Source organism: Shouchella oshimensis, assembly GCF_004375095.1.
Taxonomy (GTDB): Bacteria; Bacillota; Bacilli; order Bacillales; family Bacillaceae_D; genus Shouchella; species Shouchella oshimensis.
This window is the reverse complement of the sequence record NZ_SNUX01000001.1, coordinates 423,002-438,751: the sequence shown is the minus strand read 5'-3', so window position 1 is coordinate 438,751 and position 15,750 is coordinate 423,002. Positions and strand designations below refer to the sequence as shown.

Annotated in this window: 19 protein-coding genes; all 19 read left to right on the top strand. The window is 40.4% G+C overall.

The features are described 5' to 3' along the window. Positions 1–1,110 (top strand): cell division protein FtsZ, encoded by a 1,110-nt coding sequence (gene ftsZ / locus E2L03_RS02240; RefSeq protein WP_055735827.1) that lies wholly within the window; start codon positions 1–3, stop codon positions 1,108–1,110. A 188-nt stretch (positions 1,111–1,298) separates the two neighbouring features. Further along, positions 1,299–2,183 carry a sigma-E processing peptidase SpoIIGA gene (gene spoIIGA / locus E2L03_RS02235; protein ID WP_038480948.1) on the top strand — a complete coding sequence of 295 codons (885 nt, stop codon included), beginning with the start codon at positions 1,299–1,301 and terminating at the stop codon, positions 2,181–2,183. A gap of 10 nt (positions 2,184–2,193) precedes the next feature. After that, positions 2,194–2,907, top strand: coding sequence for an RNA polymerase sporulation sigma factor SigE (gene sigE / locus E2L03_RS02230; protein ID WP_038480945.1), 714 nt, complete (start codon positions 2,194–2,196; stop codon positions 2,905–2,907). Between the two features lie 147 nt (positions 2,908–3,054). After that, positions 3,055–3,840 (top strand): RNA polymerase sporulation sigma factor SigG, encoded by a 786-nt coding sequence (gene sigG / locus E2L03_RS02225; protein ID WP_038480942.1) that lies wholly within the window; start codon positions 3,055–3,057, stop codon positions 3,838–3,840. An 85-nt stretch (positions 3,841–3,925) separates the two neighbouring features. After that, the gene (locus E2L03_RS02220; protein WP_038480939.1) at positions 3,926–4,228 is read left to right on the top strand and encodes a YlmC/YmxH family sporulation protein; all 303 of its coding nucleotides are present in this window, start codon (positions 3,926–3,928) and stop codon (positions 4,226–4,228) included. Between the two features lie 64 nt (positions 4,229–4,292). After that, positions 4,293–5,120: a peptidoglycan editing factor PgeF gene (gene pgeF / locus E2L03_RS02215; RefSeq protein WP_134258513.1), complete on the top strand. Its 828-nt coding sequence runs from the start codon at positions 4,293–4,295 to the stop codon at positions 5,118–5,120. After that, positions 5,120–5,821: a YggS family pyridoxal phosphate-dependent enzyme gene (locus tag E2L03_RS02210; RefSeq protein WP_134258718.1), complete on the top strand. Its 702-nt coding sequence runs from the start codon at positions 5,120–5,122 to the stop codon at positions 5,819–5,821. Before pgeF ends, E2L03_RS02210 begins: the two co-directional genes overlap by 1 nt. 11 nt (positions 5,822–5,832) lie before the next feature. Continuing rightward, positions 5,833–6,273 (top strand): cell division protein SepF, encoded by a 441-nt coding sequence (locus E2L03_RS02205; RefSeq protein ID WP_124742239.1) that lies wholly within the window; start codon positions 5,833–5,835, stop codon positions 6,271–6,273. Continuing rightward, positions 6,270–6,581 (top strand): YggT family protein, encoded by a 312-nt coding sequence (locus tag E2L03_RS02200; RefSeq protein ID WP_437183212.1) that lies wholly within the window; start codon positions 6,270–6,272, stop codon positions 6,579–6,581. The genes E2L03_RS02205 and E2L03_RS02200 overlap by 4 nt, the downstream gene beginning before the upstream one ends. Before the next feature lie 12 nt (positions 6,582–6,593). Further along, a complete protein-coding gene (locus tag E2L03_RS02195; protein WP_055735832.1) occupies positions 6,594–7,355 on the top strand; it encodes a YlmH family RNA-binding protein in 762 nt (253 codons plus the stop codon). Between the two features lie 95 nt (positions 7,356–7,450). Next, positions 7,451–7,975, top strand: a complete 525-nt coding sequence (locus E2L03_RS02190) for a DivIVA domain-containing protein (RefSeq protein ID WP_038480928.1) — start codon at positions 7,451–7,453, stop codon at positions 7,973–7,975. A gap of 144 nt (positions 7,976–8,119) precedes the next feature. Continuing rightward, positions 8,120–8,749 (top strand): TraR/DksA C4-type zinc finger protein, encoded by a 630-nt coding sequence (locus tag E2L03_RS02185; protein ID WP_134258512.1) that lies wholly within the window; start codon positions 8,120–8,122, stop codon positions 8,747–8,749. Positions 8,750–8,908: 159 nt separating this feature from the next. After that, complete coding sequence (gene lspA / locus E2L03_RS02180) at positions 8,909–9,367, top strand: signal peptidase II (RefSeq protein WP_038480922.1); 459 nt, start codon at positions 8,909–8,911, stop codon at positions 9,365–9,367. Position 9,368: 1 nt separating this feature from the next. Beyond that, on the top strand, positions 9,369–10,277 hold the full coding sequence (locus E2L03_RS02175; RefSeq protein WP_134258511.1) for an RluA family pseudouridine synthase: 909 nt from the start codon (positions 9,369–9,371) through the stop codon (positions 10,275–10,277). A 161-nt stretch (positions 10,278–10,438) separates the two neighbouring features. Next, positions 10,439–10,969 (top strand): bifunctional pyr operon transcriptional regulator/uracil phosphoribosyltransferase PyrR, encoded by a 531-nt coding sequence (gene pyrR / locus E2L03_RS02170; RefSeq protein WP_038480916.1) that lies wholly within the window; start codon positions 10,439–10,441, stop codon positions 10,967–10,969. Positions 10,970–11,110: 141 nt separating this feature from the next. Next, on the top strand, positions 11,111–12,424 hold the full coding sequence (locus E2L03_RS02165) for a solute carrier family 23 protein (protein ID WP_038480913.1): 1,314 nt from the start codon (positions 11,111–11,113) through the stop codon (positions 12,422–12,424). A 16-nt stretch (positions 12,425–12,440) separates the two neighbouring features. Continuing rightward, on the top strand, positions 12,441–13,346 hold the full coding sequence (locus E2L03_RS02160; protein ID WP_095150404.1) for an aspartate carbamoyltransferase catalytic subunit: 906 nt from the start codon (positions 12,441–12,443) through the stop codon (positions 13,344–13,346). Between the two features lie 32 nt (positions 13,347–13,378). Continuing rightward, entirely contained in the window at positions 13,379–14,656 is a 1,278-nt protein-coding gene (gene pyrC / locus E2L03_RS02155; protein WP_134258510.1) for a dihydroorotase, read from the top strand. After that, complete coding sequence (locus E2L03_RS02150) at positions 14,649–15,734, top strand: carbamoyl phosphate synthase small subunit (protein ID WP_134258509.1); 1,086 nt, start codon at positions 14,649–14,651, stop codon at positions 15,732–15,734. Before pyrC ends, E2L03_RS02150 begins: the two co-directional genes overlap by 8 nt. Positions 15,735–15,750: the final 16 nt, after the last annotated feature.

Genomic DNA, 15,750 nt, shown 5'->3' with positions numbered 1-15,750 from the left:
ATGTTTGATTTTGAAATGGACATGGAACAATTAGCACAAATAAAAGTCATTGGATGTGGTGGCGGTGGTTCGAACGCTGTTAATCGAATGATTGAAAACGGACTACAAGGCGTTGAATTCATCGCCGTTAATACAGATGCACAAGCACTACACCTATCAAAAGCTGAAAAGAAACTACAGCTAGGTGGAAAACTAACAAGAGGCCTAGGTGCAGGTGCAAATCCTGATATCGGCAAAAAAGCGGCTGAAGAAAGTCGTGAACAGTTAGAAGAAGTCCTTGATGGGGCGGATATGGTCTTTATTACAGCTGGAATGGGTGGAGGTACTGGAACAGGTGCTGCACCGGTGATCGCCGAAGTTGCAAAGGAAATTGGTGCACTAACGGTAGGTGTAGTCACACGACCATTTACGTTTGAAGGGCGTAAGCGTCAAAATCAAGCGTTATCTGGTATCGTTGCATTAAAAGAAAAAGTCGACACGTTAATTGTTATACCAAACGACCGACTGCTAGAGATTGTCGATAAAAATACGCCAATGCTAGAAGCGTTCCGTGAAGCGGATAACGTTCTTCGACAAGGTGTACAAGGAATTTCTGATTTAATTGCGACACCTGGATTGATTAACCTTGACTTTGCGGATGTTAAAACGGTGATGAGTGAAAAAGGTTCTGCTTTAATGGGGATTGGTGTAGCAACTGGTGAGAATCGTGCTGCAGAAGCAGCAAAAAAAGCCATCTCTAGTCCATTGCTTGAAACATCCGTCGATGGTGCTCAAGGTGTGTTGATGAACATTACTGGTGGAACGAACTTAAGCCTTTACGAAGTGCATGAAGCCGCAGAAATTGTGTCTGAAGCTTGCGACGAAGAGGTTAATATGATTTTTGGATCTGTTATTAATGAGAATTTAAAAGACGAGATTGTCGTAACGGTTATTGCGACGGGCTTTGAAGAAGCAGAAAGAAAGCCACAGTCACGCCCGTCTGCTCAAAAGCCGACATCGTCAAAACCAGTTGAATCAAAATCTGTAGATTCAAAGCAAAAAGCCAATTCTGAAGAACAAACAGATACACTTGATATTCCAACGTTTCTCCGAAATAGAAGAAATCGATAATGGAAAAGACCTGCTACCAGCTTTATACGGTAGTAGGTCTTTTTTTGTTTTTCTTTTTAAAGGTGAAAAGAGAAAGGACAACGTTTGTCAAAAGCTTTCAAAATAACAGGCTTGTCTTTGCCATGAAATGACAGACTTCCTTCTTTCTATCTACTATACTAAATTTTATTAATACAGGAGGAACGTTCATGATCATCTATCTAGACTTAATCTGGCTACTGAATCTAGGCATTGATTTTCTCCTTATTATTGGCACCGCCTTATTGTTAAAAAGAAAGAAAAACTATGTTCGTATAGGAATGGCATCACTGGTTGCATCCCTTGTGGTTTTCTTTATGTTTACGCCTTACGTGACATTCTTTATGAACCCAATTGTAAAGTTTTTTTATTCTTGTATGATTGTATTCATTGCGTTTGGATACATACGCTTTACTTATTTCGTACAAAATCTAGCAGGCTTCTTTTTTCTAACTTTTGTTACTGGCGGCGGGCTTTTTGCCATGCATTACTTTTTTCAAAGTGAATTAGATTTAACGAGTCATCTACCAGGGTTTGGTGGAAGTACGATTAGCTGGGCTCTAGTTCTGATTGGTTTTCCTCTCGTTTTTTGGTTTAGTAAACAACAAGTTGATACATTCAAGATAAAGAAAGTTCAAGCAAATGACATGGCAACAGTTGAAATTGTTATTGATGACTTTAGATTTGAGGCAAGGGGGCTAGTCGACACTGGAAACCAATTAAAAGACCCATTAACGAGAACACCCGTTATGATTATTGAAGCAGATCTTTTACATCCATTTCTTGGTAAGCAGCAAACAGATGACATGCTAACAATGTCAACAAAAGAAAATCATCCGTTTATGCATCGAATTCGATTAGTACCATTTAAGGCGGTTGGCCAAAAACAACCATACTTAACAGCTTTTAAACCGGATCAAGTAACGATCTATTATGACGGTGAACAATTTGTCACAAAGCGTGTGTTGTTAGGGCTGTATGGGGAAGCATTGTCGCCTGAAGGGCATTATCAAACGATTATTCACCCACAGCTTGTTATATCACAAGTAAGCTAAGGAGGACGCGATGATAAAAATGAAATGGAGATTGTTCATCTATCGCCTATTAAGAAAGTTTGGCTTAAAGGAAGATGAAATTTATTACATTGGTGGCAGTGAAGCCTTACCACCACCGTTATCAAAAGAAGAAGAGGCAGAGCTCCTACTAAAGCTACCGAGTGGTGATGAAGCTGTACGTTCGATTTTAATTGAACGTAATCTCCGCTTAGTCGTATACATCGCTAGAAAGTTTGAAAACACCGGAATTAATATAGAAGACTTGATTAGCATTGGTACTATCGGGCTAATTAAAGCCGTTAATACATTCAATCCTGAAAAGAAAATTAAGTTAGCCACGTATGCCTCTCGCTGTATTGAAAATGAGATTCTTATGTATTTGCGTCGTAACAATAAGACGCGCTCAGAAGTGTCTTTTGACGAACCGTTAAATATTGATTGGGATGGGAATGAACTGTTGCTCTCTGATGTACTAGGAACAGAAGAGGACATTATTACGAAGGGGATAGAAGAAAGAGTTGATCGTCGATTGCTTGTCAAAGCTCTTCATACATTGTCAGACCGTGAGAAACAAATAATGGAACTACGTTTCGGCTTAACTGGAACAGAAGAAAAAACACAAAAAGATGTCGCGGATATGCTGGGTATCTCGCAATCCTACATATCCCGTTTAGAAAAACGAATTATTAAACGACTGCAAAAAGAATTTAATAAAATGGTGTAGCGTAAAAAAATAATTTCTATTTTTTAGCAGTGTCGTGACAAGGGTAGTGTCTATTTTTAACAAATTTCTACTTCAACAGAGTGCATAAATTTTTTTCCCAGGGAGATACTTTTTTTGACATCATCTTCCGTCTAGGGGGTAAAGAATTTGGCTCGAAATAAAGTAGAAATCTGTGGAGTAGATACATCCAAACTGCCGGTTTTAAAAAATATGGAGATGCGAGAATTATTTTCACAGCTCCAGTCTGGTTATGAGCCAGCAAGAGATACGTTAATAAATGGAAATCTTCGTTTAGTCCTTAGTGTCATTCAGCGCTTTAATAACCGTGGCGAGAACGTGGATGACTTATTTCAAGTCGGTTGTATTGGTTTAATGAAATCGATTGATAACTTCGATTTAAGTCAAAATGTTAAGTTTTCTACGTATGCAGTGCCAATGATTATTGGTGAGATACGCCGGTACTTAAGGGATAATAATCCTATTCGTGTATCACGTTCATTAAGAGATATTGCTTATAAAGCATTACAAGTTCGGGATCAGATGATGGCAGAAAAGAAACGTGAAAATGAACCAACTGTTCAAGAAATTGCAGCTGTATTAGATGTGCCGAAAGAAGACATTGTTTTTGCGCTTGATGCGATTCAAGATCCTGTCTCGTTATTTGAACCGATTTACAACGATGGAGGAGATCCAATTTTTGTCATGGATCAAATAAGTGATGAACGAAACAAGGATGTCAATTGGGTGGAAGAAATTGCACTTAAGGAAGCGATGGTTCGTTTAAATGACCGAGAAAAAGTCATTTTAAATATGCGCTTCTTTCAAGGGAAAACGCAGATGGAAGTGGCAGATGAAATCGGTATATCTCAAGCACAAGTATCACGGCTTGAAAAAGGTGCTATTCATCAGATGAATAAACATATTGAATCATGAGAAAAGCCGCTGTGTGCAACAGCGGCTTTTTTGTTCATAAAGTAATTATGGGTGCGCATATAGTAATTAGTGAGGAGGATGTACAATGATGAAAATATCTGAGCTATCAGCTAAAGACATTGTTAACATGGAAAACGGTAAGCGGCTTGGCCATTTAAATGATTTAGATATTAATCTAGAAACAGGGAGAATTGAAGCCATTATCATATCAAATCAAGGAAAAATGATGACGTTTTTAGGAAATAGAGATGCAGGCGAAACCGTGATACCTTGGAAAAATATAGTGAAAATTGGCTCTGATGTCATCCTAGTTGAGCTTCCAGAACGATACAAGCAATCTGTTCCTTCAGCTGAGCATGCAATGGAAAGAAAAGATCCCTATTCGTAAACATTTATTCTAGAGATTCATTATGGTAAAATAAAGCGAGGAATACAAAAAGGAGCATGCAGAGATGAAAGCAAACTGGCAGCGGTTGTCTGAACGAGTTGAATATGAAGAACAATTTAATGGATTAGACCAAAAGTTGTTTGCTGGCTTCACAACTCGTAATGGTGGCGTTAGCGAATTTCCTTATAAAACGTTAAACATGGGGTTTCATGTAGGAGACTCGGTTAATGCTGTGGTTCAAAATCGTGAACGCGTTGCCAAAGATGTAGGTTTTTCTCTTGATTATTGGGTTGGATCTGAACAAGTACATGCTTCGGTTATTAAAGAAGTGACAAGGGCTGATCGAGGTCGAGGTGCACGATCTCTTTGTACCGCGATAAACGAGACAGATGGACTTTACACAAGAGAAACGGATATATTGCTAACGAGTTTGTATGCTGATTGTGTCCCGCTTTATTTTTATTCACCTAAGAATCAGATCATTGGTTTATGCCATGCTGGTTGGAAAGGCACGGTTGATCAAATTGGACCCAAAATGGTGAAAGAATGGGTCGAGAAACACCACGTACAGATCACTGATATCTATGTTCTCATTGGGCCGTGTATTTCACAACAAAAGTATGAAGTGGATCGTACGGTCATAGACCGAGTAGACGAACAATTGCCTTCGAACCATAAAGGGATTTATACACCTACTGGATCAGATCATTTTCAGCTTCATCTACCTGCGTTAAATCGCTATTTGCTTGAACAAGCAGGGGTTCTGTCTGCCCATATTATTGAATCAGATCGTTGTACATTTAGAGACAATGCTTTCTTTTCTCATCGACAAGACCAAGGAAAAACAGGTAGAATGATGAGTATGATTGGAATGAAGAAGGTGGTTGAATGATGAATGCAACGGTTGAACAACAATATGACGCGTTAAAAAAGCGTATGGAGAGAGCTACGTCGAAAGTAGGAAGACGAGTAGAAGAGATTCATGTTATCGCTGTGACGAAATATGTATCCATTCAAACAGCGAATGAAGCCATTAAAGCAGGCATCGCTCATATTGGCGAGAATCGTCTAGAAGGATTGCTTGAGAAAAAAGCAGTTATTGGCGATGACGCAACTTGGCACTTCATTGGTTCGCTTCAGTCGCGCAAAGTCAAAGATGTCATCGGACACATAAGTGTTCTTCATTCTCTTGATCGGTTAAGTTTGGCAAAAGAAGTGCAAAAGCGCTTAGTCGAACGAGAAAAGACACTTGACTGTTTCGTACAAGTTAATGTTTCAGGAGAAACGTCTAAAAGTGGACTAGCTCCAGAAGAAGTCGATTCGTTTATAAAGGCGTTGGCTGAATATGATCGTATCCGAGTAATCGGATTAATGACAATGGCACCGTATGCGGAAAATGCAGAAGAAACGCGTCCGCATTTTAAAGCCTTAAAACAACTGCAACAGCGTATTGCTGATAAAGAATATGTACACGCTCCTTGCACAGAGCTATCAATGGGCATGTCAAATGACTTTGAAGTGGCAGTAGAAGAAGGTGCAACGTATATTCGCATTGGAACCATTCTAGTAGGTAATGAGCAAGTGTCCGAATAAGGAGGATGGAAATGGGCTTTAAGTCAAAGTTTAAAACTTACTTTAATTTAGATGACCATGTCGAAGAAGTCGAACGCTATGTCGATGAGCCGGAAAAAGAGGAGCGGGCGATGCCAAATCGTTTTCAAGGTAGTGAATTAAAAGAAAAAGACGCGCAATCAAATATCGTTAGTTTAAAAAGTGTTCAGCAGCATGCGAAAATGACTCTCATTGAACCGCGTTCATATGATGAAAGTCAAGACATTGCCGATCAATTAAAAAATCGGAAAACAGTCGTTATTAATTTACAAAGAATGGAACATGATCAAGCATTACGGGTAGTAGATTTTTTAAGTGGAACCGTATATGCTATTGGAGGAGACATCCAAAAAATCGGAGCAAGCATTTTTATTTGTGCGCCGGATAATGTGGAAATATCAGGATCAATTAGTGATATTGCCAATCAATTGTGATTGATAAGGTAGGTGAGAACAGCAAGATGGAATTGTTTGTGAATTTTATATTTAATCTTATACGCTACTTAGCTTTAGGATACTTTTTTGCGATTTTGATCTATATCGTGATGTCTTGGGTAGGGGGAAGAGATTCCGCTTTCGGTGAATTCCTTGGTAGCATTGTAGAGCCATACATAGGAATTTTCAGAAATATTATCCCGCCTATTGGCATGATTGATTTATCTCCAATTGTGGCTATCTTTCTTCTTAATTTAGCCGTTAGAGGACTAGGACCAGTTCAGCAATGGATTATGGGCTTATTATAAGGAGCCATGTCAATGTACGAACACTTTCGACCAGAAGAACGTCCTTTTATTGATCAAGTAAACGACCTAGTGGAGTCCGTCACCTTGTATCATCAAGAGCGGCTGACGGATTTTCTTGATCCCAGACAACAAGATATTCTAGCTTCATTAATTGGTAAACATTCTGATTGTGAGCTACTTTTTAATGGTGGATCATCAGGTTGTGAGCGAAAAAGAGCGATTATAAGACCGAGCTATTTAAGTGGTGAGGAACCAAAATGGGAGTTGGCTTTCTTAAAAGCAACGTTCTCCTCAAAATTTGTTACCCTTTCTCACCGAGATGTGCTTGGCGCCCTTATGAATAGCGGTTTAAAGCGTGAAAAGTTTGGTGACATTATCGTTCAGGAAGACTCGTTTACGTTTGCAACAGCTGTTGATACAGCAGTGTATGTGCGTGCGACTCTTGACCAAGTTGGTAAAACATCCATTACACTTGAAGAAGCAGACATCTTTGAAGTTGAAGAAGAAAGCTGGCAAAGGGATCACGTACTTGTTTCATCATGGCGTTTAGATACGGTTCTTGCTGCAGTGTATCATCTCTCTCGTTCGAAAAGTGTCGAAGCGATTACAAAGGGATACGTTAAAGTCAATTGGAAGCCAATTGATCAGTCTTCGTACAGTTTGTCTGTTGGCGATTATCTCTCATTAAGAGGGTATGGTCGTGCAAAAGTATTAGAAGAAAATGGACAAACGAAGAAAGATAAGGTACGTTTAACAGTAGGAAGAAAGAAGTAATTCTGGTTTAGAGGCGAAATTTGTAGTTTTAAGAAGGTATTTTTCGGGGAATGTCGAATGAAGAAAAGAATCAGGATTTCATGGAGGTGGGACGGTTGCCATTAACACCGTTAGATATTCATAATAAGGAATTTACACGCTCGTTTCGTGGTTATGATGAAGATGAGGTAAACGAATTTTTAGATCAAATTATTAAAGATTATGAAGCTGTTCTTCGAGAAAAGAAAGAATTGTTTGAGCAAGTCAATACGCAAGACGAAAAACTAGCTCATTTTCACAATATCGAGGAAACGTTAAATAAATCCATTATGGTGGCGCAAGAAGCGGCAGATGACTTACGTTCAAACGCGCAAAAAGAAGCGCAACTAATCGTTAAGGAATCAGAAAAGAACGCTAACCGTATTGTGAATGAAGCGCTGAGCAAATCAAGAAAAGTAATGATGGAAATGGAAGAGCTTAAAAAGCAAGCCTCCGTTTACAAAATGCGTTTTAAAATGTTAATTGAAGCCCAAATGGAAATGCTTCAAACCGATGACTGGGAACAATTTGCCGGAAGCGATGACGAATTCAATGAAGAAGAATTGTTGAAGGAATTTGAAGAGCAAGAAAGCAAATCATAACGGTACATAAAAGCGTAGTAACGTTTAAGCAGAAGACGTCAGTGATAAACATGCCACTAACGTCTTCTGTTTTTTTGTGATGGATTTATTTGCCGCTCAACCATTCTTAAAAATAGGTCATCCTAAGAAAAAGGAGTGATCTTAGTGGATACAACGTGGTTTAAAGAGCAACTACAACAGAGAAGAAAAGAACTTCTAAAGCATCAATCCTCTCATGATCGTACTGAACGGCAAGACGAACTGTCAAATTATGATAACCATCCTGCCGATAACGGTACGGAACTATTTGAGCGAGAAAAGGATGAAGCTTTATTCAATCACGCAGAAAAAGCGTTACACGATATTGAAGATGCACTTGAAAAGATTGATAACGGGACTTATGGCATATGCGAAAAAACAGGAGGGGCTATACCAGAAGAACGTTTGCGAGCCTATCCTGAAGCGAGGACGGTAGCTTTCATTAAACAAACGGGAGTTCCTTCTGATCGTCCAGCAGAAGAGGATGTCTTGGGTGGGTTTGAAAACTATAATCACGATGAAGAGGAGCGGGAAACAGAATTTGACGGGGAAGGTGCCTATCAACAAGTAGCACGTTTTAACGATACTTCACTTGAATATGAAGAGGAAACAGGAGATACAGATCTATACGGAGCGAATGGCGTTGAATCTTTTGAAGGGTTCCTTTCCACAGGAATTGACGGTTATCATGGACCAGATAGTGTCCATGTTGAACAAAATGAACATTATCAAGCCTATCGTCAACGAAATCAATAAGAAATAGCCCCACCGCTTTTTTGAAGTCTCCCTTATCTAGTGAGGCTTCATTGCATTTAGTTTAAAAGCAGTAGGCTAGCTTATTCGTGCATGGAATCGACAAAGACTTTTTTCTATATTTATGCTACACTAAGCCTATTACGTAGTGGAGGATATTGAATGGCTTACATAATTGCGATTATTATTATTGGATTCGATCAGTTGACGAAATGGCTTGTCGTTGAAAACATGATGCTTGGTGAACGAATCACCGTTATTGAAAATATCTTTCATATTTTCTCTCATCGAAATTCAGGGGCGGCATTCGGCATTTTACAAGGGCAAATGTGGTTGTTTTACATTATTACCGTTGTAATGGTCGGCGTGATTATTTATCTTATCCAAACGGAAGCAAAAAAGCACACATTATTAAAATGGGCGCTGGGGCTTATTTTAGGTGGTGCCATTGGTAATTTTATTGACCGTCTTTTCCGCCAAGAGGTTGTTGATTTCATTGATACATTCGGAAACTTCCCGATCTTTAATATTGCCGATTCTGCTTTAACAGTTGGTGTCGGGTTATTTTTAATCAATTTACTACTTGAATCTAGGCGTGAAAAGAAGGAGAGCAAGAACTAATATGAAACAATGGATTATAGATGAAACGCAACAAAACGAACGAATTGATAAAGTAATTGTATCGCTACACGGAGACACATCAAGAACCCATGTTCAAAAATGGATTCAAGATGGACATGTGAAAGTAAACAATCAGCTTGTAAAAGCCAATTATAAAGTCCAAGAAGAAGACACTATTGCGCTTGAGGAACCCGAAGTTCAGTCAACGGAAATAAAAGCCGAGAACATTCCTCTTGACGTAGTCTATGAGGATCAGGACGTTATCGTTGTGAATAAGCCAAGGGGAATGGTGGTTCATCCAGCACCTGGTCATTATACGGGAACGCTGGTACACGCACTTCTTTACCACTGTAATGATCTATCAGGCATTAATGGTGAAGCTCGCCCGGGGATTGTACATCGCATTGATAAAGATACGTCTGGTCTAATTGTGGCAGCAAAAAATGATCATGCTCATGAACATTTATCTCAACAACTAATGAATAAAACAACGATTCGTCATTATAAAGCAATTGTACATGGTGTGCTTTCTCATAAAAAAGGAACCATTGATGCACCGATTGGAAGAGATCAAAAGGATCGGCAAAAAATGGCTGTTACCGATAAGAACAGCAAACCAGCTGTCACCCATTTTACCCTTGAAGAGACGTTCCAAGCATATTCGTATGTAACGTGTGAACTAGAAACAGGTCGGACTCACCAAATTCGTGTTCATTTCCATTATATTGAACACCCGCTTGCTGGAGATCCAAAATACGGTTATAAAAAGACGTTACCAATTGAAGGCCAAGCATTACACGCTGAAACACTCGGCTTCGTTCATCCGCGCACTGGCGAGAATTGTCTTTTCTCTGCTCCGTTGCCTGCAGATATGGTTGGACTACTGGAAGATTTGCGAAAACAAGATTGACAAAAAGAAACAAATGATGCATACTACGTAAGAAGAGAAAATGTCCTTTAAGCATAGTCCTGTGAGGCTAGCAAGGAGTCGGTGAATTTGGATGCGTCTGTCTAAATCCCTAGCTGCTCCTTTAAGGACAGCTAGGGATTTTTTCGTAGGGAGGGAATTAGATGGCAAGAATGATTATTGATGAGGATGCAATGCGCCGGGCTATTACAAGGATGTCACATGAAGTGATTGAACGTAACAAAGGCGTGGAGAATTGTGTGTTAGTCGGAATAAAAACACGAGGCATTTATCTTGCCAATCGGTTGGCTCAGCGAATTAAAGAAATTGAAGGGCAAGACGTTCCTGTTGGTGAAGTGGATATTACCCTTTATCGAGATGATTTAACACCGAAAACGAGTGATCACGAACCGATATTACAAGGTACGGATATTCCAGTTGATATCAATGGTCGTACGGTCATTCTTGTGGATGATGTTCTTTATACAGGGCGAACAGTTCGTTCTGCTCTTGATGCGTTAATTGATTTAGGGAGACCGTCACTTATCCAACTGGCTGTATTAATTGATCGAGGACACCGGGAATTGCCCATTCGTCCTGATTATGTTGGGAAAAACGTGCCAACGTCAAAGCAAGAGCGAATCTCTGCGAAATTAAAAGAAGTCGATGAAATCGATGAAGTAACAATTGTATAGATCCTCTTTAAAGATGGTCCTGTGAGGCTGGCAAGAGGAAAAAGATCACAAAGTAGTTGATTTGTGCTTCTTTCTTGCCGCCTCCTAGACATACTAGGAGGCTTTTTCTATGGAGTACGAGGGGAAAAAAGGAGAAACGACATGAACGATAAAAACATGCGATTAGGAATTCAAGAAGTACCAAGAGCTGATCAATGGCTACTGTTTAGCTTGCAACATTTATGCGCTATGTTTGGTGCAACTGTATTAGTACCATTTTTAATTGATATGAGCCCTGCCACGGCCCTTCTCTCAAGTGGACTTGGAACGCTCGCTTTCTTACTTATTACAAAAGGGCAGGTACCTGCATACTTAGGTTCATCTTTTGCCTTCATCGCTCCGATCCTATCGGCACAAGCGATTGGTGGTACAGAAGGAGCCATGATCGGTAGTTTCTTTGCAGGGTTAATTTACGGAATCGTTGCCCTTGTCATTAAAGCGGCTGGAACAGGATGGATAAAGAAAGTTTTACCACCAATTGTTGTTGGGCCAGTTATTATGGTCATCGGTTTAAGTTTAGCTACAACTGCAGTTGGTAACGCCATGTATTTACCAGGTACAGATGAGTACAGCTTGATCCATATTACTACTGCAGGCATTACCCTCGCGGTAGCCGTTATTGCAACCATGTACTTTAAAGGATTTCTAAATTTAATCCCTATCTTACTCGGCTTAATCGCTGGTTATTTGTTCGCCTTAAGCCAAGGATTAATTGATTTAACACCTATACGAGAAGCAAATTGGTTTGCCGTACCAGAGTTAATCATACCGTTTTATACGTATGAACCTTCAATAAATTGGGCAATCGTAGCCATTATGGCGCCAGTGGCCCTTGTAACACTAGCAGAGCATACAGGTCAGCTTATGGTTCTAAGCAAAATATCCGGTAAAGACTTTCTGCAAAAACCAGGCATGCATCGAACGGTTATGGGAGATGGGTTTGCTACAATCATTGCCGCAAGTATTGGTGGACCACCGAATACAACATACGGTGAAAATGTCGGCGTCATTGCCATAACGCGCGTATTTAGTGTGTTTGTCATCGGAGGAGCAGCCGTGTTAGCCATCGCCTTTGCTTTTATCGGTAAAGTGGCCGCACTGATTAGTTCCATTCCAGAAGCCGTTATGGGAGGAATTTCAATTATGCTGTTCGGCATCATCGCTTCAGCAGGAATAAGAATGCTCGTTGACAATCAGCTAGATATGGGTGAAAAGAGAAACATGGTCGTTGCCTCGATCATACTGGTTGTAGGGATTGGAGGAGCAACCGTTCAATTCTCAGATACGTTTGAACTAGCCGGGATGTCATTAGCAACAATTATTGGTTTACTCTTACATGCCATTTTGCCAAACAAAAAAGTAAGCTATGGAACACAACCACTGTTTCAAGAACAAGAAGGGATAAAGAGCGAATAAAAGGAGGCTGACAAGAATGGCGGTTCAATTATACGGCTCTCATAATGAGAGCCTCTATACAATGTCTCAATTGCAAATTGATGAGGTATATGAGCTTCTTCACCAAGCTGAACAATTTCATGCTGGAGAAGCATGGCACCCTAAAAAACAAACGTTTGTCGCTAATTTGTTTTTCGAGCCTAGCACAAGAACTCGATTTAGTTTTGAGGTTGCTGAACGGAAGTTAGGATTCGACATTTTGCAATTTGATAGTGCGTCTTCAAGTACCCAAAAAGGAGAGACGCTTTACGATACGGTTCGGACATTACAATCGATCGGAGCGAGCGCCGTCGTAATCCGCCATTCAAAGGATGAATTTTATGAAGAGTTAAAAGACATTGACATTCCAATTATTAATGCAGGGGATGGATGTGGGAATCATCCTACACAGTCACTTCTCGATTTGTTAACGATTAAGCAAGAGTTCGGTGAGTTTGACGGCCTAAACGTTACCATTGTTGGAGATTTACATCATAGTAGAGTTGCACGGTCAAATGCAGAAATTTTAAGCCGGTTAGGGGCCATGGTTTCGGTAGCAGGACCAACAGAATGGATGGGAGACTTCCAGACTCGTTACCGTTATGTCACGATGGATGAAGCGGTAAAAGGCTCAGATGTCATGATGTTATTAAGAGTGCAACATGAACGACATGGAAGTGGAGATTCTTTTTCTAAGGAAGCGTACCACGGGCAATATGGCTTAACTCTGGACAGGGAAAGAAAAATGAAGCGGGATAGTATTATTATGCACCCAGCACCCGTGAATCGCGGTGTGGAAATTGATAGCCAACTCGTTGAATGTGAACGTTCAAGAATCTATAAACAAAGTGCAAACGGTGTTGCCATTCGAATGGCTGTATTAAAAAGAGCATTTAATCGTTAAACATGTGAAGCATATAAGGGAGATGATGAGAGATGACAACAAAAATTAGTGGCGGATTTATTCTAAACCAAGCTGGAGAAAAGGAACAAAAAGACATTTATATAAAAGATGGCTATTTTGTAGGAGAAACAGCAGACGTCACAGAAGAAGTGGATGCAAGTCAATGTCTCATTAGCCCAGGATTTGTCGATGTACACATCCACTTACGAGAGCCTGGTGGAGAGAAAAAGGAAACGATTGAAACAGGCACAAAAGCCGCAGCTCGTGGAGGATTCACAACGGTTGCAGCTATGCCGAATACACGCCCAGTGCCAGATACAAAAGAAACGATGAGGGATCTTGTTAACCGTATAGAAGAAAAAGCTTTTGTGCGTGTTTTACCATATGCCTCCATTACTACAAGACAACTAGGGAAAGAATTAACGGATTTTACTGCGTTAAAAGAAGCAGGTGCGTTCGCTTTCACAGACGATGGTGTCGGTATACAAGAAGCAGGTATGATGCTTCAAGCGATGAAAGAAGCTGCTAAACTTAATATGGCAGTTGTTGCCCATTGTGAAGATAATTCCCTTATTAACAGCGGCTCCGTGCATGAAGGGTCCTATTCAAGAAGAGAAGGCTTGAACGGTATTCCCTCGGTATGTGAATCGGTACATATCGCTAGAGATGTGCTACTAGCAGAGGCGGCGGATTGTCACTACCATGTTTGTCACGTTTCTACGAAAGAATCTGTGCGAACGATTCGAGATGCAAAAAAAGCAGGCATTCGCGTAACGGCAGAAGTAACACCCCATCATCTCTTACTATGCGAAGATGACATTGAAGGACAAGATACGAACTTTAAAATGAATCCGCCACTGCGGGCACAGGAAGATCAGCAAGCCTTAATAAATGGACTGTTGGATGGAACGATTGATTTTATTGCAACGGATCATGCGCCACATACAGAAGAAGAGAAACGATCAACTATAGACCGAGCACCCTTTGGAATTGTTGGACTTGAAACGGCTTTTCCACTCTTGTATACCCATTTTGTTAAAACTGGTCGGTTCACGTTAACTCAGCTACTTAATTGGTTAACGGTGAAACCAGCGGAAACGTTTAACCTTCCTTACGGCTCACTAGCAGTTGGGGCACCTGCCGATTTTACGCTTATTGATTTGCAGGAAAAAGAAACTATTAACCCTGAAACGTTCTTTAGTAAAGGGAAAAATACACCATTTGCACATTGGGAAGTAACAGGTGTACCTCAAGCCACCTATGTAGCTGGAAAAGCGGTTTTTACAAAGGAGCGGATCATCAATGGATAAACAACTAATCTTGGAAGATGGAACAGTATTGATCGGTGAAGGCTTCGGAGCTGATGTCGAGATAAGTGGAGAAGTGGTTTTTAATACAGGAATGACCGGCTATCAAGAAATTCTTTCCGATCCGTCTTACTGTGGACAAATGGTGATGCTCACGTATCCACTCATTGGAAACTACGGAATTAATCGAGATGACTTTGAATCATTAAATCCAGCCATTGCTGCGCTCATTGTAAGAGAAGTTGAGCACGAGCCAAGTCACTACCGAGAGCAAGAATCTCTCCATGATTTACTAGTAGCCAAAAACATACCTGGAATAGCTGGAATTGATACACGAATGCTTACACGGAAAATACGTGCTCATGGAACAGTAAAAGGCTACATTTGCTCGTTATCCGTTCAAGTGGAAGACGTTGTTAAAATGTTGCAGGATTCGCCACTATTAACAACCCAAGTATCTCAAGTGTCTGTTAATACTGCTTATCATGTTCCTGGAAAAGGAAAACGGGTTGCATTAATTGATTGTGGTATGAAGCACGGCATTTTACAATCGCTCATTGAACGCCACTGCGATGTTGTTGTTGTGCCTTATGATACAACAGCTCAAGAAATTAAACGTCTAGGTGTAGATGGCGTGCTCGTTTCAAACGGACCAGGCAATCCAGAAGATGTCCCTGAAACCATTCAAACTGTTGCAACCTTAATTGGAGAAGTTCCTCTCTTCGGCATCTGTTTAGGCCATCAACTACTTGCTTTAGCGTGTGGGGCGACAACGAGTAAATTACGATTTGGTCATCGTGGTTCAAATCACCCTGTAAGAGAGATAGAGACAGGACGAATCGATATAACAGCCCAAAATCATGGCTATACAGTTGATTTAGATTCCATTGAAGGCACTGAACTTATGTTAACTCATGAAGCAGTTAATGATGGAACGGTTGAAGGGTTGAAACATCGCTACGCTGATGCGTTTAGTGTTCAATACCATCCGGAAGCAAATCCAGGACCCCACGATGCAAACGACTTGTTTGATCGATTTATAGGGATGATGAATACAGCGAAAACAAACGTACTTGTTTAATTGAGATAGGGGAGAG